Origin of the sequence: Streptomyces sp. NBC_00425 (assembly GCF_036030735.1) — a bacterium.
Lineage (GTDB): Bacteria > Actinomycetota > Actinomycetes > Streptomycetales > Streptomycetaceae > Streptomyces.
Map to the genome: position 1 here is coordinate 6,471,900 of NZ_CP107928.1, position 23,143 is coordinate 6,495,042.

General features: G+C 69.9%; 16 protein-coding genes and 1 pseudogene. 12 read left to right on the forward strand and 5 right to left on the reverse strand.

The annotated features are described in order from the left end of the window. The first annotated feature begins 4 nt into the window (after positions 1-4). Both OHS82_RS28275 and OHS82_RS28280 read left to right on the forward strand, forming a co-directional pair. Entirely contained in the window at positions 5-1,033 is a 1,029-nt protein-coding gene (locus OHS82_RS28275) for a helix-turn-helix transcriptional regulator (protein ID WP_443041040.1), read from the forward strand. Next, on the forward strand, positions 1,030-1,707 hold the full coding sequence (locus OHS82_RS28280) for an alpha/beta fold hydrolase (protein WP_328434773.1): 678 nt from the start codon (positions 1,030-1,032) through the stop codon (positions 1,705-1,707). The genes OHS82_RS28275 and OHS82_RS28280 overlap by 4 nt, the downstream gene beginning before the upstream one ends. Before the next feature lie 166 nt (positions 1,708-1,873). Here OHS82_RS28280 and OHS82_RS28285 read toward each other — a convergent pair whose 3' ends face one another. Continuing rightward, positions 1,874-3,319, reverse strand: coding sequence for an MFS transporter (locus OHS82_RS28285; RefSeq protein ID WP_328434774.1), 1,446 nt, complete (start codon positions 3,317-3,319; stop codon positions 1,874-1,876). 107 nt (positions 3,320-3,426) lie between these two features. Here OHS82_RS28285 and dusB point away from each other — a divergent pair, with 107 nt between their 5' ends. Beyond that, positions 3,427-4,569 (forward strand): tRNA dihydrouridine synthase DusB, encoded by a 1,143-nt coding sequence (gene dusB / locus OHS82_RS28290; RefSeq protein WP_057574764.1) that lies wholly within the window; start codon positions 3,427-3,429, stop codon positions 4,567-4,569. Positions 4,570-4,622: 53 nt separating this feature from the next. On the opposite strand, the gene OHS82_RS28295 is transcribed toward dusB, so the two are convergent. The 3 genes from OHS82_RS28295 to OHS82_RS28305 form a co-directional block, all read right to left on the reverse strand. Then, positions 4,623-6,599 carry a CDP-alcohol phosphatidyltransferase gene (locus OHS82_RS28295; RefSeq protein WP_443061804.1) on the reverse strand — a complete coding sequence of 659 codons (1,977 nt, stop codon included), beginning with the start codon at positions 6,597-6,599 and terminating at the stop codon, positions 4,623-4,625. A gap of 218 nt (positions 6,600-6,817) precedes the next feature. After that, positions 6,818-8,767, reverse strand: a complete 1,950-nt coding sequence (locus OHS82_RS28300; RefSeq protein ID WP_057574765.1) for an amylo-alpha-1,6-glucosidase — start codon at positions 8,765-8,767, stop codon at positions 6,818-6,820. Continuing rightward, a complete protein-coding gene (locus OHS82_RS28305; protein ID WP_443061805.1) occupies positions 8,764-10,368 on the reverse strand; it encodes an MGH1-like glycoside hydrolase domain-containing protein in 1,605 nt (534 codons plus the stop codon). Before OHS82_RS28305 ends, OHS82_RS28300 begins: the two co-directional genes overlap by 4 nt. Positions 10,369-10,499: 131 nt before the next feature. Here OHS82_RS28305 and OHS82_RS28310 point away from each other — a divergent pair, with 131 nt between their 5' ends. The 7 genes and pseudogenes from OHS82_RS28310 (at position 10,500) to OHS82_RS28340 (ending at position 20,164) form a co-directional block, all read left to right on the forward strand. Further along, positions 10,500-11,699 carry an ROK family protein gene (locus OHS82_RS28310; protein ID WP_057574766.1) on the forward strand — a complete coding sequence of 400 codons (1,200 nt, stop codon included), beginning with the start codon at positions 10,500-10,502 and terminating at the stop codon, positions 11,697-11,699. 538 nt (positions 11,700-12,237) lie between these two features. Further along, a complete protein-coding gene (gene ppdK / locus OHS82_RS28315; protein ID WP_443061806.1) occupies positions 12,238-14,985 on the forward strand; it encodes a pyruvate, phosphate dikinase in 2,748 nt (915 codons plus the stop codon). A 260-nt stretch (positions 14,986-15,245) separates the two neighbouring features. Then, positions 15,246-15,653 carry a hypothetical protein gene (locus OHS82_RS28320; RefSeq protein WP_328434775.1) on the forward strand — a complete coding sequence of 136 codons (408 nt, stop codon included), beginning with the start codon at positions 15,246-15,248 and terminating at the stop codon, positions 15,651-15,653. 61 nt (positions 15,654-15,714) lie between these two features. After that, positions 15,715-16,404, forward strand: a complete 690-nt coding sequence (locus OHS82_RS28325) for an ABC transporter ATP-binding protein (protein ID WP_328434776.1) — start codon at positions 15,715-15,717, stop codon at positions 16,402-16,404. A 212-nt stretch (positions 16,405-16,616) separates the two neighbouring features. After that, positions 16,617-17,249: pseudogene (locus OHS82_RS28330) on the forward strand (FtsX-like permease family protein); the annotation flags it as partial. 168 nt (positions 17,250-17,417) lie between these two features. Then, complete coding sequence (locus tag OHS82_RS28335) at positions 17,418-18,698, forward strand: ABC transporter permease (RefSeq protein ID WP_328436186.1); 1,281 nt, start codon at positions 17,418-17,420, stop codon at positions 18,696-18,698. Positions 18,699-18,925: 227 nt separating this feature from the next. Then, positions 18,926-20,164, forward strand: a complete 1,239-nt coding sequence (locus tag OHS82_RS28340) for a serine hydrolase domain-containing protein (protein WP_328434777.1) — start codon at positions 18,926-18,928, stop codon at positions 20,162-20,164. A 34-nt stretch (positions 20,165-20,198) separates the two neighbouring features. On the opposite strand, the gene OHS82_RS28345 is transcribed toward OHS82_RS28340, so the two are convergent. Then, positions 20,199-21,020: a MerR family transcriptional regulator gene (locus OHS82_RS28345; RefSeq protein WP_328434778.1), complete on the reverse strand. Its 822-nt coding sequence runs from the start codon at positions 21,018-21,020 to the stop codon at positions 20,199-20,201. A gap of 130 nt (positions 21,021-21,150) precedes the next feature. Here OHS82_RS28345 and OHS82_RS28350 point away from each other — a divergent pair, with 130 nt between their 5' ends. Together OHS82_RS28350 and OHS82_RS28355 are read left to right on the forward strand one after the other, a co-directional pair. Next, positions 21,151-22,071, forward strand: coding sequence for a hypothetical protein (locus tag OHS82_RS28350; protein WP_057574771.1), 921 nt, complete (start codon positions 21,151-21,153; stop codon positions 22,069-22,071). A 79-nt stretch (positions 22,072-22,150) separates the two neighbouring features. Further along, positions 22,151-23,089 (forward strand): oxidoreductase, encoded by a 939-nt coding sequence (locus OHS82_RS28355; RefSeq protein WP_057574772.1) that lies wholly within the window; start codon positions 22,151-22,153, stop codon positions 23,087-23,089. The last annotated feature ends 54 nt before the right edge of the window (positions 23,090-23,143 follow it).

A 23,143-nucleotide genomic window follows, 5' to 3' on the forward strand; every position in this document is an offset into this window, starting at 1 on the left:
AGACATGACCACCATGGCCCAGGAGACGACGAGCACCGCGACCGCCGCGACCGCCGCAACGGTGGGTGCGGCGAGAGCGGCCGCGACGGCGGGATCGGCTCGGACGGCGGCATCGGCCGGAGCGGCGGGACCGGCCGGCACCGCGGGAGCGGCTCGGGCGGCGGGATCGGCCGGAACGGTCGCGGCGACGGGCGGCTCGGAGATCCGGCGCCACGAGTTGGCCGCCTTCCTGCGCAGCCGCCGCGAGCGCATCACGCCCGAACAGGTCGGCCTCCCGCGCGGAGCGCGCCGCCGCACGCCCGGCCTGCGCCGCGAGGAGGTCGCCCATCTCTCGGCCGTCGGCGTCACCTGGTACACCTGGCTCGAGCAGTCCCGGGACATCCACGTCTCGGTCCAGGTGCTGGACGCCCTCGCCCGCACGCTGATGCTCGACCCGAGCGAACGGGCCCACCTGTTCCAGCTGGCCGGCGCGACCGACCCGACGCCCGCCTCCTCCTGCGCCGGCGTCACCGACGCGGTGCGACTGCTGCTCGACCAGCTCGACCCGCTCCCCGCCTGCGTCCAGAACAGCCGCTACGACATCCTGGCCTACAACCGCACCTACGCCCATCTGCTGTGCGACCTCGACGCGATTCCGCCGCAGGACCGCAACTGCATGGTCCTCATCCACACCCATCCGCAGTGGCGCGAGTCGGTCGTCCACCTCGACGCGTCCATGCGACTGATGGCTGCGAAACTGCGCGCCTCGATGGCCGGGCACCTCTCCGAGCCCGCCTGGAAGATGCTGGTCAAGCGACTGCAGGCGGAGTCACCGGAGTTCCGTGAGAACTGGGAGCGCTACGAGGTGGTGGTGGGCCGCAGCAAGACCAAGGAGTTCCGCAATCCGCACGTCGGCCTTCTCACCCTCACCCACACCGACCTCTGGCTGAGCCCGGACCACGGGGCGCGCATGGTGACGTACACACCGGTGGACGAGGAGAGCCGGGAACGTCTGGAGAAGCTGTACGTCTTCGCCCAGGGCGCGACGCGGTGAAGTACGTGATGGTGCCGGGTGGTTGGCAAGGCGGCTGGGCGTTCGACGCGGTCGCCGCCGAGCTGCACCGAGACGGTCACCACGTCGAGGCGGTGACCCTGGCGGGGCTGGAGCCGGACGGGCCGGCCGACGTGGACCGACCGCCGAACCTCGACGCCCATGTCGACCAGGTGGCCGAGATCGTCGAGCGTGGCGACGGCACACCGGTCGCGCTGTGCGGGCACAGCTACGGCGGGATGGTGATCGCCGGGGTCGCGGACCGGCTCGGCGACCGTCTCGACCAGCTCGTCTTCATCGACGCCTACGTCCCGGACGACGGGGATTCCTGCTGGTCCCTGACCAGCGACCGCTTCCGGGCGCTGTTCGTCGCCGGCGCCCGCGCCGACGGCCGATGGGTCGCGGTCCCCGAAGGGCTCGACCCGCGTGCGCGACCGCACCCACTGGCGAGCTTCCTCCAGTCGATCAGGCTGGGAGGAGACCTCGGCCCGTCGCCGGGGCGGACGTTCATCAGCGGTGGCGCGTGGCCGGGCAGCCCGTTCGTGGCGCTGACCGAACGGTTGCGCGACGACCCGGGCTGGCGGGTCCGTGAGATCCCCGTCGGCCACAACATCGCCCGCCACGACCCGCACGGCCTCGCGGCCGTTCTCGGCGCGTTGCCGCCCCGCTCCGCCTGACCAGGCACAGCGGCTGGACCGCGACCCCGCGCCCGCCCGGAGGGCACGCGCCGCCGCCTGCGCCTCGTGGAGTTCGGGCACTGACGCCTGCAGTCCTGTGGGGGCCGGGCGCTGCCGCCTGCCGTCCTGTTGAGGCCGGGTGCTGACGCCTGCAGTCCTGTGGAGGTCAGGCGGTGACGCCTGCCGCCTCGCGGACGTCCGGGGCCTCCAGTCGCTCCGCGGTGCGCTCGGCCGTGCGCCGGGCCCACCGTCCGGTCGTGAGCGTGCCGAGGGCGAGGACGACGGCGCCGCAGCCGGTGAGGATCCACCAGCCGGGGACGGCGGCCTCGGTGAAGGTGGCGCGGTACGACGAGGCGCTCACCCCCGCCGCCAGGACCGCGCCGATCACCGCGACGCCGAGGGTCTGGCCCAGCTGGCGGCTGGTGGAGGCGACCGCCGCCGCCACCCCGGCCTGACTGCGCGGCATGCCCGACACCGCCGTGTTGGTGATGGGCGCGTTCACGAACCCGAAGCCCACCCCGAACAGCACGTATCCGAGGAACAGCGTCGCGTCGGACGTCTCCGCGTCGAACAGGGCGAACAGCAGCCCGCTGAGCGTCATCGCCGTCCCCGCGATCACCAGCGGCAGCCGCGGGCCGCGGGTGCCGACCAGCCGGCCCGACAGCGGCGCGCACAGGAACGTCGGCACCGCCATGGGGAGCATCCACAGCCCCGCGTGCAGGGCGTCGAGGCCCCGCACGTTCTGCAGGTACAGCGTCGACAGGAACAGGAAGCCGCCCAGCGCGGCGAACGCGCTGATCGCGACGACGGTCGCCCCGCTGAACGGCGCCGAGCGGAAGAACCGCAGGTCGATGAGGGGTTCGGCGCGGCGGGGCTCGTACCACAGCAGCCCCAGCAGGGCGGCGAGAGCGACGGCGGCGAAGGGACCGCTGGTGGCCGCGCCCGCCTCGGGGGCCTCGATGATCGCGTATGTCAGGCAGCCGAAGAGGACGATGACCAGCAGCTGGCCGACCGGATCGGGACGGCGGGCCTTCGGCGCACGCGACTCGGGGACGTACCGCAGGGTCGCCAGCAGGGCCGCCAGGCCGACCGGCAGGTTGATCCAGAAGATGGAGCGCCAGCCCACCGACTCCACGAGCAGTCCGCCCAGCAGCGGGCCCGCAGCCATCGAGATGCCCACCACCGCGCCCCACGCGCCGATCGCGCGGGCGCGTTCGCGCGGGTCGGTGAAGGTGTTGGTGATGATCGACATGGCGACCGGGTTCAGCATCGAGCCGCCCACCGCCTGCACCATCCGCGCCGCGACGAGCAGCTCCAGGTTCGGGGCGAGCGAGCACAGCAGGGAGCCGGCGGCGAACACGACCAGGCCGGCCATGAACACCTTCTTGCGGCCGACGCGGTCGGCGGTCGACCCGGCCAGCATCAGCAGCGCCGCCAGGACCAGGGTGTAGGCGTCGATCGTCCACTGGAGGCCGGCGGTCGACGCGTGCAGGTCGCGCTGCATGGCGGGCAGGGCGACGTTCAGGACGGTGACGTCCAGGCTCACGATCAGCAGACTCATGCAGCAGATCGCGAGGACCAGGACACGTCGGCGAGGGCTGAGCTCGGGCATGCGTTCCATCGTACGCCGGTATCGATAGTGCGTCTAACTAATGAGTGATGCATGATCCTCGGAGAACACGAGGCCGGGTACCCCTCCGCGTACGCGACAATGGAGCAATGTCCACGCCCGTGTCCCCCCTGCAGATCGGCCCGCACACCGTCCGGCCGCCCGTCGTCCTGGCCCCCATGGCCGGGATCACGAACGCGCCCTTCCGCACCCTGTGCAGGGAGTTCAGCGGCGGCAAGGGCCTGTTCGTCAGCGAGATGATCACGACCCGGGCGCTGGTCGAACGCAACGAGAAGACCATGCAGCTGATCCACTTCGACGCGAGCGAGAAGCCGCGCTCGATCCAGCTGTACGGCGTCGACCCCGCCACCGTCGGCAAGGCCGTCCGCATGATCGCGGAGGAGGACCTCGCCGACCACATCGACCTCAACTTCGGCTGCCCGGTCCCCAAGGTGACCCGCAAGGGCGGCGGCTCCGCGCTCCCCTACAAGCGCCACCTGCTGCGCGCGATCCTGCGCGAGGCCGTCAGCGGCGCCGGCGACCTGCCCGTCACCATGAAGATGCGCAAGGGCATCGACGACGACCACATCACCTATCTCGACGCGGGCCGCATCGCCGTCGAGGAGGGTGTGACGGCCATCGCCCTGCACGGCCGCACGGCCGCCCAGCACTACGGCGGCACGGCGGACTGGGAGGCGATCGCGCGCCTCAAGGAACACGTCCCGGAGATCCCCGTCCTCGGCAACGGCGACATCTGGTCGGCGCAGGACGCGCTGCGGATGGTCCGCGAGACCGGCTGCGACGGAGTCGTCGTCGGACGCGGCTGCCTGGGCCGGCCGTGGCTGTTCGCCGACCTCGTGGCCGCCTTCGAGGGCCGCCCGGACGACATCGCCGAGCCGTCGCTGCGCGAGGTCGCCGACGTCATGGTCCGCCACGCGACCCTGCTCGGCGAGTGGATCGGCGACGAGTCCAAGGGCGTCGTCGACTTCCGCAAGCACGTCGCCTGGTACCTCAAGGGCTTCGCGGTCGGCAGCGAGATGCGCAAACGCCTCGCGATCACGTCCTCCCTCGCCGAACTGCGCGCCGGACTGGACGAACTGGACCTCGACCAGCCCTGGCCCGTCGGCGCCGACGGGCCTCGCGGCCGCACCTCCGGCAACAACAGGGTCGTCCTCCCGGACGGCTGGCTGAAGGACCCGTACGACTGCGCGGGCATCGGCGAGGAAGCGGAACTCGACACCTCGGGCGGCTGAGGGGGCCTGCCCCCCGGTCCGCCCCCGGTCCGCCCCCGGCCCCTCCTCGCCGGTCAGCCCGTCGGGTGAGGGGTCGAGCCATAGGCGGTGAGGAACTTGTCGCGGAACGCGCTCATCTTCCATACCGGGGCGTTGTGGGCCGGCTTGAGGCCGTCCGTCCAGTTCCATCCGGCGATCTTGTCGAGGACCTTCGGGTCCTTGGCGACGAGGGAGATCGGCACGTCGCGGCTGGCGTTGTCGCCGCTGACCCGGGCGATCGGCTGGTGGTCGCCGAGGACGACCAGCACCGTTTCGTCGGTGCCGTAGCGCTCGAGCCACTGGGTGAGCGCGGTCACCGAGTACTGGATGGACTTGCCGTACTCCTCCTTGGAGGCCGTGCCGTCGGCGATGACGTCCGACGCCTTCTTGCCGGCCTTCTCGATGCCCTCGAACACCGAGCCGTCACCGAGGGAGTCCCAGTCCACCATCTTCGGGATCGGCGCCCAGGGCTGGTGACTGGAGGTCAGGATGATCTCCGACATCAGCGGCTTGTCGCGGTCGGTGCGACCGTGCTCCAGCCGCTGGAAGGCCTCCAGGGCGTACTGGTCCGGCATCGTCGACCAGCTGAACTTCGGTCCCTGGTAACCCATCTCGAAAGCGTTGTAGACCTTCTCCAGTCCGTAGTACTTGGCTTCCGGCCAGCCCTTCTGCACACCCGGCATCACGCCGACGGTGTCCCATGCGCCGGTCTTCTTGAACGCCTTCGTCAAGGACAGGTGGTCGCTGGCCATCACCGAGCGGTAGCGCTGCTGGTTGTCGACCCACAGGCCGGACAGCGTGGTGGAGTGGCCGAGCCAGCTGCTGCCGCCGTACGTGGCCGACGTCAGCCAGCCGCTCTTCGCGTGGAAGCCGGCCTTCGCCAGGGCCTGCGTGCTCGTGCCCAGCGTCCGGTCGACGCCGGGCGCCATGACCGGGTCCTCGATGGCGCTGCGGCCGTAGCTCTCGATGAACGTGAAGATCATGTCCTTGCCGCGCAGGTCCGGCACGAGCTGGTCGGCCGGGGTGGCTCCGAACGTGTCGTGACGGACCTCCTTGCCGAACGTGGCCTCGTCCTTGATGGTCTGCCGCACCTGCCGGGCCTTCTTCACGAGGGTGTCCGCGCTGCGGTGCGAGGCGACGGGCATCCCGGTGATCTGCAGGCCCACGACGGAACAGGTGACCCAGGCGGTGGCCGCGATCAGCGTCGCCCGGGTCGCCCGCCGGGTGTCGCGCGCCATCAGATTGCTGATCCGGACCGTCGCCAGCGCCATCAGCGCGGACAGCAGCACGACGAGCAGCACCAGGCCGATCGCGGCGCCCACCGCCGTCGCCCGGCCCATCGAGTCCGCCACGTACGACTGGGCGTCGTCCAGCAGGCCCCAGTCCAGAACGAGGTCGAAGTCACGGCCCAGATACTCCGTGAACTCCATGTCGAGCACGTTCAGCACGGTCAGTGCGCCGAGGAGCACCCCGCCCAGCACCGCGACCACCGTCCGCGGCCGTCGGGGCAGCGCCAGAAGCAGGGCGGCCCCGATGATCGCCTCCACGGGCAGCCGCGTGAACCTGTTGACCTCGAGCCCGGCGAGCCGGTTGGGCAGCAGCAGCGCCCCGAGCACGAGCCCGAACGCGAGGACGGTCACCGTCCACCACACCACCCGGGCGGCCCGCGGGTGCCGGCTCCGCCATTGCCACCAGCGAGCCCCCGAGACCACCGCGACAACGCCCGCCCCGTCCGCGGCGTCCGAGGCCTCCCCTGCGGGTTGTTCCACTTCTCCTGCGGAGTCGGCGGCTTCGCCTGCGGGTTCGGCCGCTTTCCCTGGTGCTTGTGCCGCTTCCCCCGCCGGGCCGGCGTCGGTCGTCTCCGCGGGCTCCGCCGCCCCCGCCGCGGCCCCCGCCTCCTCCTCCGCGGGCTCCGCCGCCTCCTCCGCCGGGGCGGTCGTGGACGTCGGCGCCTCCTCGTGGTCCGTCGAGTCGGGAAGCGGGGATGAGGAGGTGGAGGTGGAGACAGGCACCCGAGGGTCCTTCCGTACGAAGCCTGGCGATCGGCGGATCCGAGGCGGGCCGGATCCGCCACAGTTTCGTACGGCCTGCCCCCGGCCCGCGTTCAGCCCCCTCGGCCAGCGCTCGGCAAACACCGCGCAAACGCCTCGCCAAACACCTCTACCGCCATCCCCGCCACGCGCGCCACCTCCGCCACGCGCGCCCCCCCCCGTGACGCCCGCCGCCGCCGTTACGCGCCGCCGACCGCCGTCAGCAGGGCCAGTGGAGCCGCGGCCGACCGGGACTCCCGCGCGCACGCGTGGGGGTACGGCACCGGCACCGCGTGGGTGTCGCGGCCGTAGCCGGCGAGGACCTCGGGGAGCCGGTGGCCCGTCGCGGCCGCCGCGTCGACCAGCGCGTGCGCGACCGTCCGGGCCTCGTCGTGCAGGCCGTAGCGGGCGAGACCCAGCGTGATCAGCGCGTTGTCGTGCGGCCAGACCGAGCCGCGGTGGTAGGAGAGCGGGTGGTACGCCGGCTGCCCGGCCGCCAGCGTGCGTACGCCCCAGCCGGAGAAGAAGTCCGGCTCGAGCAGGCGCCGGCCGACCACTTCCCCGTACTCCTTGTCCAGCAGCCCGGACCACAGCAGATGCCCGGCGTCCGAGGCGAGCGCGTCCACCTGACGGCCCGCGCCGTCGAGGGCGAGCGCCGGGAAGGAGCGGTCCGGCATCCAGAAGTCCTGCTGGAAACGGTCGCGGAGGTCGGCGGCCGCCTGTTCCAGCAGGGCCGCGTACGACGCGTCGCCCCACACCGTGCGCGCCGTCCACGCCGTGCGGCGCAGCGCGTCGTAGGCGTACCCCTGCGCCCCGGCCGCCGTCACGGCCCCCGTCGCGCGGACGCCGTCGGCGGAGCAGATGGAACCGGGGGAGTCCTTCCAGTTCTGGTTGGCCAGACCGCCCTGATCGGCCCGGTAGACCAGGTAGCCGCGGGTGGTGAGCCCGCCGTGGTCCAGCATCCAGCCCACCGCCGCCCGCGCGTGCGGCTCCAGCCGCCGGGCCAGCGCGGTGTCCGCGGTCCGCTCGACGTACGCGCCGAGCAGGACGAGGAACAGCGGGGTGGCGTCGACCGATCCGTAGTAGCGGCCGAACGGCACCTGCCCGAAGTGCGCGAGCTCGCCGTGCCGTACCTCGTGCACGATCTTGCCGGGCTGGGACACCGTCCGCGGCGACGCCTCGGTGGCCTGGGCCGCGGCCAGCGCCAGCAGCGTGGCGGCGGCCGTGCGGGGACGGTAGGGGAGCGTGAAGAGGGAGGTGAGGAGGGCGTCGCGGCCCAGCAGGGTCAGGAACCAGGGGGCGCCCGCCGCCGGAACGCGCAGCTCCTCGCCGTCCGGACCGCTCGCGAGGACCTGGAGCGCGGCCAGGTCGGCGAGACCGCGGGCGCAGGCGGCGGCCAGGTCGGGCCAGCCGGTGGGGAACGCCACCCCCTCGGTGAACTCGTCCTCCAACGCCTGCAGTTGACCGGCGACCGAGGCCGGCGAGCGAGGCACGCGCAAGGTCCGCCGTTCGCCGTGCGGCCGGGCCATCACCCGCAGGACCAGCTCGGCCGTGCCGTGCGGTTCCAGCTCCAGCGTCCACACCAGACGGCGCGCCCCGGTGCCGGTCTCCTCCACGCCGTCCGGCGCGGGCTCGGCCGTCACCGTCGTGCAGGACGCCCATGCGCCGCGCCGGTAGCCGAACTCCACCCCGTCGTCGAGAACCTGACGGCGGCGGACGGCCCCGGCCTTCGCGTAGGTGCGGTGGTCGGCGCGCAGCTCGAACTGGTCGGCGAAGTCGGCGTCGGCGGTGACCGCGAGACGTACCGTCGTCGCCACCGGACGGTTGCTGACCACCCGCAGCGACTCCACGAACGAGCTGTCCCCGACGGCCTGTTCGCGAAAGAGCGTGCAGGACGGCGGTTCGTCGCGCCCGCCGCGCGGGACCAGCACGCACCGTGTGGCCTCCCCGTCCGTCACCGGTGAGAGCGTGTCCGGCACGGCGCCGTCGACGGTCAGCTGCCACCGGCTGAGGTGGCGGGCGTCCCGGACGAACAGTCCCTCCGGGGACCCGGCGGCCGTGCCGGTCCCCCTCACTCCGCTGATGTCCCCGCGGTCGTCCACGGCGGCGAACGTCCCGCCGTACACGAGCAGATGATGCCGGTCCGTCATGCCAGGTCCCCTCCCTTGGTACCGGTGCCCGGCCCGTCCCGGTGGACGAGGTCGAGCGTGAGCGCGGCCGTCCAGCTGAAGCCGGTCGTGCCGCAGGCCTCGCCGGTGTACGGGTCGACGTACTCGGCGAAGTCCGAGGAGCCCGCGAGGTCGAGCACCGCCCGGCGCAGTGCCTCCGCCCCGGCGTGCTCGCCGTGCAGTGCGAGACCCCGCTCCAGCAGCCAGCTCGTGTTGAACCAGGCGGGGCCGCGCCAGTAGCGGTGCGGGTCGAAGGCCTCGCCGAGCAGGTCGTAGCTGGGCACGAGGCGGGTGGTGGAGCCCAGCCCGAAGTGCGGTCCGCGCAGGGTCCGTACGAGGCCGGCGGCGACCTCGCGCGGCAGGCCGGGCACCATGAGCGGGACGAGGCCGGAGACGCCGCGCTCCGGCACCAGGCCCCCGCCGTTGACGTCCCGGCAGAAGAACATGCCCTCCGCGGGATCCCACAGCCGCTCGACGAGCGCCGCCGTCAGCCGCTCCGCGCGCGCACGGCGGGCCGCGCCCGTCGCCCCCAGCTCTTCCGCGATGTGCGCGAGGGCGTACTCGGAGGCGATGAGCAGCGCGTTGAACGAGGGGTCCTCGACGGCGAAGTCGCCTGCGTTCCCTGCGTTCCCTGCGTTCCCTGCGCGAGCGTGGCTCATGCGGGCGTGGCCTGTGTGGGAGCCGCCCGTGTGCGCGTGGCCCGTATGTGCGTGACCCAAGTGTGCATGGCCCATGTGTGCGTGGCGCGTGTCGGCGTAGCCCGCATCCCGGTACTCCGTCGCCAGCCGGACGTACCGCCCGTAGTCCAGGTCCGTCGGACGGTCCTCGGGCGCCCCGTGGTCGAGGTCGGCGCGGCGGAAGGAGCGGGCCGGGGCGGGGGCGATGCGGGCGAGCGGGGCGTCCCAGCTCGGGGAGTTGTCCATGCCCTGCTCCCACGGGTGGACGACCGACGCCAGCCCGCCGCCCCCCAGGTCGCGCCGGTGCACCAGATAGCGGTGCCAGGCGGCCAGCCGCGGGTACACCCGGGCGAGGAAGCCGCGGGCCCGCGAGAGCCCAGGATCGGCGCGGTGCACCAGCCAGGCCGCGAGCGCGTGCACCGGTGGCTGCACGATGCCGGAGGTCTGTACGGTGCGCGGGGCGCCCGCCGCGCGCCCCGCGGTCGAGGAGCGCCAGAAGTCGGGGCTCGGGAAGTACGCGTCGAGCGGCACGGAGGGGTTGAAGACGATGTGCGGGATGCGCCCGTCGCCCCACTGGGCGTTCAGCAGCGTCTCCAGCTCGGTCTGTGCCCGGCGCGGCGAGACGTGCCGCAGTCCGATGGCGATGAACGCCGAGTCCCAGGACCACTGGTGCGGGTACAGGCCGCGCGAGGGAACCGTCGACGTGCCCGTCCAGTTGGCGTCCAGGACCGCCACCGCTCCGCTGTGCAGCGCGCGGAGGGAAGCGGAGCCGCCGATGGTGTCTGTGACCTCTGCGATGTCCGCGATGTCTGTGGCGTCTGCGATGCCTGCGTGGCCTGTGGCGTCTGTGAGGCTTGCGACGGTGGGCTCGGCCGCGCGGCCGACGAGCTGGGCGGTGCGATCCACGCGGGACTCCCCGAAGACGACGAGACCACCGCGCGCGGCAGTGGCTCGGCAGTGGCTACCGTAGGGTTACGTCTATTTAACACGCAGAACTCAATATGTAATGCAGGCTTGATGAACACAAGGGGGTGCGCATGACGGGACGAGGTCAGGGCAGCGCCGGAGATCTGCTCGAACTGGTGCGCACGGGCCGCGCGACGACCCGCGGCGCCCTCCAGCAGGCCACCGGACTCTCCCGCGCCACCGTGGGCCAGCGCCTGGACCGTCTGTTCCGCGCGGGCTGGCTCCGCGAGGGCGCCGGCGGCCCCGTGGACTCCCCGTTGGGCGGCCGCCCCTCGATCACCCTCGAGTTCGACGACGCCCACGCGGTCGTCCTCGCGGCGGACCTGGACACCCGGCACGCACGCGCCGCCGTGCTGACGCTGACCGGGGAGATCCTGGCGGAGTGCGGCGGCACGCTGGTCGTGGAGGACGGCCCGGACGCCGTGCTCGGCGCGCTCGGCGGCTGGTTCGCCGACCTGCTGGAGAAGGCGGGCCACCGGCCGGAAGAGGTCTGCGGCATCGGACTCGGCGTCCCCGGCCCCGTGGACTCCGGGACCGGGCGGGTCGTCCAGCCGCCGATCATGCCGGGCTGGGACGGCTACGACATACGGGGTCGCCTGTCCCGCGCCTTCACGGAACGGGCCGGGGCGCCCGCCGCGGTCCCGGTCCTCGTCGACAACGACGCGAACCTCATGGCATACGGCGAACAGCGCACCGGCCACCCCGACTGCTCGGCGTTCGTGCTGGTCAAGGTGTCGACCGGCATCGGCGCCGGGGTCGTGGTCGACGGCGCGATCTTCCGGGGGGTGGACGGCGGGGCCGGCGACATCGGGCACATCCGGGTGGGCGCGGACGCGCTGTGCCGTTGCGGTTCGCAGGGCTGTCTCGCGGCCGTCGCCAGCGGCGGCGCCGTGGCCCGTCGGCTGGCGGAGGCGGGAGTGCCGGCTGCGTCCGGCTCGGATGTGCGCGACCTGCTCGCCGCCGGGCACCCGGAGGCGGCCGCGCTGGCCCGTGAGGCGGGCCGCAGGGTCGGGGACGTCCTGGCGACGGTCGTGACGCTGCTCAACCCCGGGGTGCTGATGATCGCCGGGGACCTGGCCGGAACCGCCTTCCTCACCGGCGTGCGCGAGCTGCTCTACCAGCGCGCGCTGCCCCGCTCCACGGCCCGGCTGGACGTCGTGACCTCACGGCTGGGGGAGCGGGCGGGCCTGGTCGGGGCGGGTGCGCTGGTCGTGGAGCACCTGTACGCGCCCGAGCGGGCCGAGGCGCGGTTGCTGGCCCTGGGGGTCTGAGGGACGCTCGTGTGACGGGACGCTCGTGTGACGGGGCGCTCGTGTGACGGGGCGCTCGTGTGACGGGGTGCTCGTGTGACGGGGTGCTCGTGTGACGGGGTGCTCGTGTGACGGGGTGCTCGCGTGACGGGGTGCTCGTGCAACGGGCGCTCGGGGCGTCCGCATGGTGACATGGGGAGGTCCGAGGAAGCGTGATTCTCGCCACCCCTGAGGGGGGCAGTGCTCAGATGAGCGAATCGGGAGCGACTGCACTTCTCCAAGGGGTGGCACTGAGTGCCACCCCTTGATCGTTCATCGATCGAAATCAATCGCGTCACTCGATGCTCATGTGAGCGCAATTGACGACGGATGGGAGGTGCTTGCGTTCAAGAGGTGAAAACATCGACTGCCCTGCGCTTGCCAAGCCTTGACTTTCGATCCGCTGGCAGACGGCTGGTTACGCGCGCATGACGCGCAAGTGGACGTACCCAGAAGCCTTTGATCTGGGTATGTTCCTGCCCGTCAGGGCAGCCACCGCGTCCTCGAGGAGTCGAGACCCGTGTCGGAAAGCAAAGATCTTCATGGTGCCGAGCAGGCCGCGAGCGTTGAGGGCGTGAAGTTCGTCTACGACTTCACCGAGGGCAACAAGGAACTCAAGGACCTCCTCGGCGGCAAGGGCGCGAACCTCGCCGAGATGACCAACCTGGGCCTCCCCGTCCCTCCCGGGTTCACCATCACCACCGAGGCCTGCAAGGTCTACCTCGACAGCGGCGAAGAGCCGGCGGCACTGCGTGACGAGGTGAGTGCACACCTCGTCGCCCTCGAGGACCGCATGGGCAAGAAGCTCGGCCAGGCCGACGACCCGCTGCTGGTGTCCGTACGCTCCGGCGCGAAGTTCTCCATGCCGGGAATGATGGACACCGTCCTGAACATCGGCCTCTCCGACAAGTCGGTCCAGGGCCTGGCCGAGCAGGCCGGCGACGCCCGCTTCGCCTGGGACTCCTACCGCCGGCTGATCCAGATGTTCGGCAAGACCGTCCTCGGCGTCGACGGCGAGCTCTTCGAGGACGCGCTGGAGGCGGCGAAGAAGGCGAAGAAGGTCGCCGTCGACACCGAGCTGGAGGCGGCCGACCTGAAGAAGCTGGTCACCCGCTTCAAGAAGATCGTCAAGACCGAGGCCGGCCGGGACTTCCCGCAGGACCCGCGCGAGCAGATGGACCTCGCCATCAAGGCCGTCTTCGAGTCCTGGAACGGCGACCGCGCCAAGCTCTACCGCCGCCAGGAGCGCATCCCCGGCGACCTCGGCACCGCGGTCAACGTCTGCTCGATGGTCTTCGGCAACCTCGGCCCCGACTCGGGCACCGGCGTCGCCTTCACCCGCGACCCCGCCTCCGGCCACCAGGGCGTCTACGGCGACTACCTCCAGAACGCCCAGGGCGAGGACGTCGTCGCCGGCATCCGCAACACCGTCCCGCTCGCCGAACTGGAACAGATCGACAAGAAGTCCTACGACCAGCTGCTCGGCATCATGGAGACGCTGGAGAACCACTACAAGGACCTCTGCGACATCGAGTTCACCATCGAGCGCGGCCATCTGTGGATGCTCCAGACACGCGTCGGCAAGCGCACCGCCGGCGCCGCGTTCCGCATCGCCACCCAGCTCGTCGACCAGGGCCTGATCGACGAGACGGAGGCGCTGCAGCGCGTCAACGGCGCGCAGCTCGCCCAGCTGATGTTCCCGCGCTTCGACGAGGACGCGAAGGTCGAGAAGGTCGGCCGGGGCATCGCGGCCTCCCCGGGCGCGGCCGTCGGCAAGGCCGTGTTCGACTCCTACACGGCCGTTAAGTGGTCGCGCTCCGGCGAGAAGGTCATCCTCGTCCGCCGTGAGACGAACCCCGACGACCTGGACGGCATGATCGCCGCCGAGGGCATCCTGACCAGCCGCGGCGGCAAGACCTCCCACGCCGCGGTCGTGGCCCGCGGCATGGGCAAGACCTGCGTCTGCGGCGCCGAGGAGCTCGAGGTCGACACCAAGCGCCGCCGGATGACCGTGCCGGGCGGCCACGTGGTGGAGGAGGGCGACGTCATCTCCATCGACGGCTCCTCCGGCAAGGTCTACCTGGGCGAGGTACCCGTCGTCCCGTCCCCGGTCGTCGAGTACTTCGAGGGCCGCATGCACGCGGGCGCCGACGACGCCGACGAGCTCGTCGAAGCCGTCCACCGCATCATGGCCTTCGCCGACCGCAAGCGCCGGCTGCGCGTCCGCGCCAACGCCGACAACGCCGAGGACGCGCTGCGCGCCCGTCGCTTCGGCGCCCAGGGCATCGGCCTGTGCCGCACCGAGCACATGTTCCTCGGCGACCGCCGCGAGCAGGTGGAGCGCCTGATCCTGGCGGACACGCAGGAGGAGCGCGAGGAGTCGCTGAAGCAGCTGCTCCCGCTCCAGAAGAAGGACTTCGTCGAGCTCTTCGAGGCCATGGACGGCCTCCCCGTGACGGTCCGTCTCCTGGACCCGCCGCTGCACGAGTTCCTGCCCGACATCACCGAGCTGTCCGTACGAGTGGCGCTGGCCGAGTCCCGCCAGGAGTCCCACGAGAACGACCTGCGGCTGCTGCAGGCGGTGCACCGGCTGCACGAGCAGAACCCGATGCTGGGCCTGCGCGGCGTGCGCCTGGGCCTCGTCATCCCCGGCCTGTTCACGATGCAGGTCCGCGCCATCGCCGAGGCGGCGGCGGAGCGCCGCAACGCCAAGGGCGACCCGCGTGCCGAGATCATGATCCCGCTGGTCGGCACGGTCCAGGAACTGGAGATCGTCCGCGAGGAGGCCGACCAGGTCATCGCCGAGGTCGAGGCGGCCACCGGCGTCGAGCTGAAGCTCGCGATCGGCACGATGATCGAACTCCCGCGGGCGGCCCTCACCGCCGGCCAGATCGCCGAAGCAGCCGAGTTCTTCTCCTTCGGCACGAACGACCTCACGCAGACGGTGTGGGGCTTCAGCCGCGACGACGTGGAGGCCTCGTTCTTCACGGCCTACCTGGAGAAGGGCATCTTCGGCGTCAGCCCCTTCGAGACCATCGACAGGGACGGCGTCGGCTCACTGGTCAAGTCCGCGGCGGAGGCGGGCCGCGCCACCCGCCCCGACCTGAAGCTCGGCGTCTGCGGCGAACACGGCGGCGACCCGGAGTCCGTCCACTTCTTCCACGAGGTCGGCCTGGACTACGTCTCCTGCTCCCCGTTCCGCATCCCGGTCGCCCGCCTCGAGGCAGGCCGGGCGGCAACCCAGTCGGTGGGCAGCGACCACCGCTGAGCCCTGCCGGGCCAAGAACCCCGGAGCCGCCGCCGGTCCCCGACCCTCACCGATCGATGACGGCCCCGGCCCCAAGAAAGACGGCACCCCGTGCGGGGGGTGCCGTCTTCTTTTTGCATGGGGTGGCTTGAAGTCGATCACCTGATGTGGTGGTTACGCGGTGATAGATCGTTTCTGTCAACATACGCACCGCTACAGTCCGTTACTCAAGGCGATGACAGCGTCGCTGGTGGTGATGGAGGTATGGCGTGAGGCGGGCAATGACGACAGTGGTCGCGGCAGGACTGCTCTTCCTGGGGGCTGGGACCGCGTTGGCTGTGCAGTCGGGCAGCATCGAGAGGCTTCACTCGGGAGGAGTGGAGTTCACAGAGGGCGCGTTCAAGTTCAACCCGCCCGGTACGCAGCACGGGGCCTTTGAGTGGTCAGGGCTGCTTCATGACGACTCTGCCGGCGACGGCCATAACGTCTATATGCAGGTGCAGGTCGAGGGGCACGGTTGGGTGCGCTACAACGGCAAACAACGCCGCACGGTGAACATGCATCACTTCAACTGGGACGGCGCGCAGCGCTACACGACTCAAGCAAAGATCCGTGCTTGCCGTGACCGAGGATCCCTGCATCCTGACAACTGCTCGAAGACCAAGAGCTTGTCGCATCACCGCGACTGAGACCCACGCAGCTCAGAGCCCAGGGGCATCTGCGTCTGGGCTCCCGCTCTTTAAGGTGGCAATGATTAGTACGTCAGAAGTTCTCACTGGAACGGCAGTTGACCTCTTTTACGGTGCAACCCCTGCTGTCAAGGCGGCTGACATCAGTCTGAACCGTGGCGAAGTCTCGGCTATCACTGGGCAGAGTGGCTCAGGTAAATCCTCGCTGTTGTATTGCCTTGCCGGGGTTCTGCCAGTGTCGCGTGGTGAAGTCCGGTTTGAGGGGCGAGTCCTTGGTGAACTCGATGATGAGGAACTCAGCGCCCTGCGTCGTGAACGCTTCGGGTTTGTGTTCCAGTATGGCGAACTGCTCCCGGAGCTCACCGTGGAGGAGAACACGGCCCTGCCTCTGCGGCTTGCCGGGCAGCGCAAAGCCCCGGCTCTTGCCGCTGCTGGTGAAGTCCTGGAGCGGCTCGGACTATCAGATCTGCGGAAGCGCAGGCCTTCACAGGTTTCAGGAGGGCAGAGTCAACGGGTCGCAGTCGCTCGTGCGTTGGTACACAAGCCAGCCGTGGTCTTTGCGGATGAGCCGACCGGATCACTTGACAGCGCCAATGCTGCAGCTGTGCTGGAGGAGTTCCTGGCCCTCGCTCGCTCACAGGGGACCGCCGTGCTGTTGGTCACACACGATGACCAAGTGGCAGCGCGTGCGGATAGTCGCTACATCATGTGTGACGGTAAAATCGCGGCCCATATTCGGGAGGTGTCGTGAGAGAGCTCATCCTCGGAACAAAGCTGCTGTTGGGGAGCGCTGGTGGAAACCGCGTGCGCTTTCTGCTCATGGCGACGGGAAGTGCAATCGGTGTTTGCTGCCTTGCCGTCGTGTTGGCGATTCCCGGGATTCTGGCTGCGCAGGACGGACGCATGGCAGCGCGTGAACCTGATTGCGACAGAGTGAACTTCAGCGGCCAATGTATTGCTGCAATGGGGGACTCTTTCGCCCTCACGAGAACTGACCCGTACGGTTCTAAGCCACTCACTCGCGTTTTTGTAGCCAGAGGAAGCAAGATCATTACGCCGCCGCCTGGGCTGCTTGAGCTTCCCGGCGCGGGGGAGGTCTTTCTTTCCCCTCGTCTGCGTGATGTGCTACGGCGGGAGCCTGGTCTTGCTCAACTTTTGCCAGGTAAAGATAAAGGGCTAATCGGAGCGACTGGTCTGGCTTATCCGGATGAGTTGTATGCGTACGTAGGCATTGACCGACACGCCCTCGAGGGTGGCCACCGTGTGACCACATTCGGTACACAGGTGCCGCCATATGACACCGTAGAGCCTTCGACACTAGAGATTCTGCGTTTCACCCTCACCGGTGTTGTGCTGCTCCCGCTTGTGGTCTTTCTTTCCGTATGCGCCAGGCTCTCCGCCGCGTCTCGAGGTCGAAGGCTTGCTGCTCTGCGGCTCATCGGGTTGAGCAGGAAGGGCACCCAAAGGGTAAACGCTGCCGAGACAGTTGCAGCAGCCCTACTAGGCTCTGTTGCTGGCCTTGGCGCATATTGGATCGTTAACCAGTGCGTCTCGCGGACAGGCTTGCCTGGCTTTAAGTGGTATCCGTCCGATGGCGCGTTGTCTGAATCGACGATCATCCTCTGTGTGGTGTGTACCACCACCTTGGCGTGGATCGTAGGCCGGTCTAGCGCCAGCGAAGCGGCGGACAGTCCGCTAGCCGTACGGCGCAGTGCTGTTGAAAAGCAGCCCAGCAGGTGGGGGTTGCTCCTGGTGGCTCCGGGGATGGGCATCGTGGTCACGTATTGTCTGCTTGGCGCGTTGGGGCGTCAGCCCCGAGATACCGAACTGTCTTCGATCCTGATTCCTATTGCCGTCGTGCTAGTCGGCGGCGGAATCGTACTCAGCCTACCGCTACTTTCCCGCTCGCTTGCTCGACGAATGGCTCGCTCTACCGAATCGCTTTCGCTGGGACTGGCTATGCGGCGAAACGAGGCAGAGTCTGGTGGAGTGTTGCGAGTTGCGACCAGCCTGGTGTTGCTGATCTTCTCTGCCTCGCTCGTGCAAGGCGTGCTCGTCGAGTTGGCCCAGGTTTCCAAAAACACCTCGCCAGTTCAGCTCTATCAGATCTCCCTAGATGGAGTCTCTAATCAGAAGCAGAGGGCGTGGGAACAAGTCAAGGGTGTTCGTGCTCATGCTGTTGTCATGGACTCCTGGAGAGATCTTGGTGCAGATCAGCCCCAAGGCATGGTCAGCGCTGTAGTCGCGACATGTAATCAGTTGCGGGCGATTGTTGTGAGGGCTGATGGATGTGTGGATGGGCGAGCCGTTCGACTAATGGATCCGAATCAGAGCTATGACGAGACTGACAAACCAGGAATGGTCTTCCCGTTTCATGTCTTGCGTGAAAAGCAGAGTAGAGTCGTGCACCTGACATTGCCGGCTAAGCAACTCTGGTACAGGGATTATCCAGGTCTACCTTCCTTGCATAGCGGCGACGTTCTCCTCCCGCCCAATGCTCTTCCGTCAGGTTTTCGTCCCGCTAGAGCCACCCTCGTCCTCCTCAGTAGTTCAGCGCCCGAAACGGTGCGTTCTGTCCTAGATGGCATCGCTGGAGTTGACCCGACGACTGCAGTAGATACGCCCGGCATCGTCATCACTTCGCTCCAGCAGATCACCGTCATCAAGACACTCCTCGCCGTTGGCATGGTGCTGGGGCTGGTCATCGGCGTGGTGGCCTATCTCGTTGCTGCCACTGACAGGGCCATGGAGCGTCGGGCTCAGGTCACGGCGTTGACGTTGTTGGGGGCAAAGGTTCGAACTCTGCAAGCCGTGCAAGTGGCCCAGGTCGTTCTACCGTTGTGTATCGGGCTCGTGCTCGCCGTAGTGACGGGAAAGATGACCGAGTCCAGTTATCTGGTCACCGGCGGGGGTGAGACCTTCTGGGACGGTGACGGGTTGCCGTTGTTGTTGGGGGCGGCGGTCGGGGTTGTCGTTGTCGCCGCTCTTGGGTCCTTGCCGTTGGTGGGGCGGCGGATCGATCCGGAGTTGATTCGGCGGGATTAGTGGCGGGGTGATGAGGGGCGGTGCCTGGTCGGGCGCCGCCCCTCTTCTTGTTGCGTCGCCGGAACGGCATGCGGGAGCCGAGCACGTACCAGGGTTGGATCGGGGTCGGCTCAGGGGGCTCCCTGATGGGCTGGGGTGTCGGTGCGGATGAGACTGGTGGTGGGCCGGTCGATTGCCGGTCCCGTCACCATCACCCATCACCCATCACCCTCATGGAGTGCCCCACAGTGAACAGCTCTGCCCGTCGAACCGGTTGGATCACCCTGGCCGCCTGCGGAAGCCTGCTGGCCACGGCTTTGGCCGCGCCGGCTTCCGCCGCCACTTCGGGCTCGACACCCGCTGCCGTATCCGCGCCGTTGCCCGGGCTGGACCCGGTCGCGCTCCAGGCGGCCATCGGCGGCCTGCCGAATGCGGACGTCACCGGCGCGCTGTTACGGATCACCGGCCGTGCGGGCCACTGGTCGGGCACCGCGGGGGTGGGCGACTTGAAGACCGGTCAGGGCGTGCCGTCCAATGCGCATATCCGCGTCGGCAGTATCTCCAAGGTGTTCACCGCCACGATCGTTCTCCAGCTCGCTGCCGAGCACCGGATCGACCTGCACGAGCCCGTCCAGCGGTATCTGCCGGGCGTCGTGCCCGCCGACCTGCCGCCTGTCACTGTCGGTCAGCTGCTCAACCACACCAGCGGCCTTCCGCGCGGCGCCGGCGGCTCCGACTTCGGGGACGGCAGTCCTGAATGGTTCGCCGCCAACCGCTTCAAGAGCTTCACACCGCAGCAGGTCATCGACCTGATGGCAGGCCAGCCCATGCAGTTCGCGCCGGGCACCGCGCAGCAGTACAGCGGGATGAACTACTTCGTCGCCGGCCTGCTGGTCGAGAAGGTCACCGGGCACGGCTTCGCCGAAGAGGTGCGGTCCCGCATCACCCGGCCCCTGGACCTGCACGATACGTACGTTCCCGACGCCCATGATCCGCGGCTGCCCAGCCCGCACGCCCACGGCTATTTGACGGTCAAGTCCTCGGACGGCACGACGCACCCGGTGGACGTCACGGAGCAGAGTCCCTGGCCCTGGGCCGAGGGCGGCATGATCTCCACCCCCGCAGACCTCGACCGTTTCATATCCTCGCTCTTCCGTGGCCGCTTCCTTCCGCCGGCCCAGCAGGCCGAGCTCTTCGCGGTCCCGGACGTCCCCAGTTTCCGCAGCAGCCAGTGCCGGACCGAGGCCGACGCCGGGCGGGCCTGTATGACCATGGGCCTGATGCGGGTCAAGGCATCCAACGGCGCCGTGGTGTGGGGCAAGACCGGCTCCCGTCCCGGCTACACCAGCGGTGTGTTCGCCGCCCGAGACCTCTCCCGCAAGATCGTCTACTCGATCAACCCCACCGGCGTGGACGGCACCGAGGTCCGCTACGTCCAGAAGATAGCCGCTGCCTCCTTCGGCCCCGTGGTCCCGGCCACGAGCTGACCCACCCGGGCGACAGCGTCCGGGGCGCGAGTGGTCAGGTCCGGCGCAGCGGGGCCTGCAGTTCGGTCACCCACTCGTCGCGGTTCTCGGGGCATTCCAGGTTGACCTCCCGGGGGTATCCGATGGGCCGGTAGCCGTTGGCGTCGATCCAGCGGGCCAGCGCCTGGGCGGTGGGGAGGACGGTGTCCATCGAGCCGCGGTGCACGATGGTCGCCGCCCCGTCGAGGGACGGCAGGTCGACGACGCGGAGGACGCCGTCCCGCAGAGCGGCGGAGACCTGGACGGCGGCGTGGACGCTGATCCTGCCGCCGCCCTCCGGGGCGTCCTCGTAGTACGCGATGCCGGGGCCCGTGGGGGTGATGCCCGCCGAGTCCAGACACCGGAACAGTTCGTCGTAGAGCGGCCCGATGATGGGGCCGATGTCCTCAGGCCCGTAACTCGCCGCCGTGGCGGTCAGTTCCGCCACCCTGATGGGAGCGACGCTCTTGATCACGACGTCGTTCGTGGGCATGTGTCCCTCGTTCTCGATGGCCCGGAGCCTCGCCTCGACCTGGACCAGACGTGCTCCCGCGGCGGCCATCGCGGTCTCCAGTTCGGCCCGCCGCAGCCGCAGCATGCCGCGCAGTTCCTCGAGGCCGACCTTCTCGTCCACGATGTCCTGAACCTGCTGGAGGGTGAATCCGAGGTCCTTGAGGGCGATGATCCTGTTGAGGCGGGCGAGCTGGGCGGCCGTGTAGTGGCGATAGCCGCTGGCGGGGTCGACGTGGGCCGGGCGCAGCAGTCCGATCGCGTCGTAGTGACGCAGCATGCGGACCGAGACGCGGCCGTGACGGGCGAAGTCTCCGATGGTGAACATGATGTCTCCGAGGTGACCGCCTGACACGGTGTGAGGGTCAAGAACGTACCCGTCGCCAGGGATGGGGGCGGGCGAACACCCCTGGCGTGGGCCGGGCGTGGGCCGGGTGGCGGAGGGGGAGATGACGGGTATGGGATATGAAGAACTGGTGACCGAGGCGGTCGCGGAGCGGGTGGCGGGGGAGTCCGACAGGTTACTGAGGGCGGCGCTGTCCACTGAGCGCTGTGACCGGGCGGCGGCGGAGGCGGCGGTCGCCGAGGTGTACCGGGCCCACGGCATGACCGTTCCGCGGACGGCGGTGTGGATGGAGTCACCGCTGGGCGGCGCGCTGGCGTCCTGGGTGATGCGCCACGGGTGGGAGGACCGGCTCGACGGCACGTTGCTCGGCGACGCCGTCGCAGGGCCGCCGATATCGGTGCCGCCGGAGTTCGCGCAGCGGGCCGAGGAACTGCTTCGCGAACAGGTGCAGGCGGCCGGGAGGGTGAGACGACCGGTGGGGCACGCGTTCATCGACTCCGCCGACGCGCAGGCACGACTGGTGGATGCCCTGGGCTTCCCGATGTACGACCAGCTCGACTTCTACTGGGACCGGGACGTGCACGGCGCGTACGAGCTGGAGCAGGAGATGACGAAGCGGTTCGGCTCGTCGCCGCCCCCGTCCCTGACCCGTTTCGCCGTCTCGGTCCACCACGACCTGCTGGGGAGGATCCGCGGTCCCGTTCCGGAGCGCATCGTGCGGCCCGAGCGGGACGGGGACGTCATCACGCCGCCACCGCCGCCGAGCCGGGAGCAGATCTACTTCTACGAGGAGTTCGGCGGCGGCCTGGACTGCTGGGGTTCGGCGTGGGAGCTGATCCGGTGGCGCTGCATGCTGGCCGCCGCGGGACTGCCCGCCTCGCCGGCGCTGGAGACCGCGCAGGAGGCCCTGTACCGGGTCGGCCGGTGGTGGCCGCTGGAGGACGTCGTCGTCCTCTGCGAGCGTCCCGTGGAGCTGAGGTCGGAGACCACGCTGATCGGCTACGCGGACGGGTATCGGGTGGGCGGCGGCTGAGGCCCCTCGCCCGGTCCCGGCGACGGCCGCCGTACGCTGTGCCTGCCAACGGGGCTGGGAGCACGGAGGAAGGACGGCCATGGCTGCCTGGAGTGTGCGCGACATGCCTGATCAGCGTGGTCGTACGGCCGTGGTCACCGGGGCCAACAGCGGGCTCGGGTATGTGACCGCGAGGGAGCTCGCGCGGCGGGGTGCACGCGTCGTGCTCGCCTGCCGCAGTGAGGTGCGGGGGAGGGACGCCGTCGAGCGGTTGCGCGCCGAAGTGCCGCAGGCAGAGGTGGAGTTGGGCTCGCTCGACCTCGGGGATCTCGCCTCTGTGCGGGCGTTCGCCGCGTCGCTGCCGTACGAGCGGCTCGACCTGCTCGTCAACAACGCCGGTGTGATGGCGATGCCGTACGGCGTCACCGCCGACGGGTTCGAGACGCAGTTCGGAGTGAACCACCTCGGGCACTTCGCCCTCACCGGGCTTCTGCTGCCCAGGCTGCTCGCCGCGGGGGATCGGACCCCCGGACCTCGGGTCGTGACCGTGTCCAGCATGGCGCACCTGCTCGGCGCCGTCGATCTCGGTGATCTCAACTCCGGCAGAAGCTACCGCCGTTGGGTGGCCTACGGACGGTCCAAGACCGCCAACCTGCTCTTCACGCACGAGCTGGCGCGCAGGCTCGCGGCGACCGGCGCCGACGTCGTGGCGGCGGCCGCGCACCCGGGATACGCGTCGACCAACCTGCAGACGGCCGGTCCTCGTGCGGAGGGACGCCGGATCGCCGAGCGGATGATGGCGCTCGGTAACCGGGTGCTCGCCCAGCCCGCCGAGGCCGGTGCGCTGCCCGCCCTGTACGCCGCGACCGCGCCCGGCGTGCGCCCCGACTCGTTCACCGGCCCGTCCCTCGCGATGTGGCGCGGCGCTCCCGCACCCTCCTGGCGCGCGTCCTGGACCCTGGACGACCGGGTGGCGGCACGGCTGTGGACCGCCTCGGAGGAGCTGACCGGGGTGTCGTACGACGCCCTGAAGGCCTGAAGGCCTGAAGGCCTGACGGTCTGCCCCTCGACGGCTTGAGGGCGGCCGGGCAGG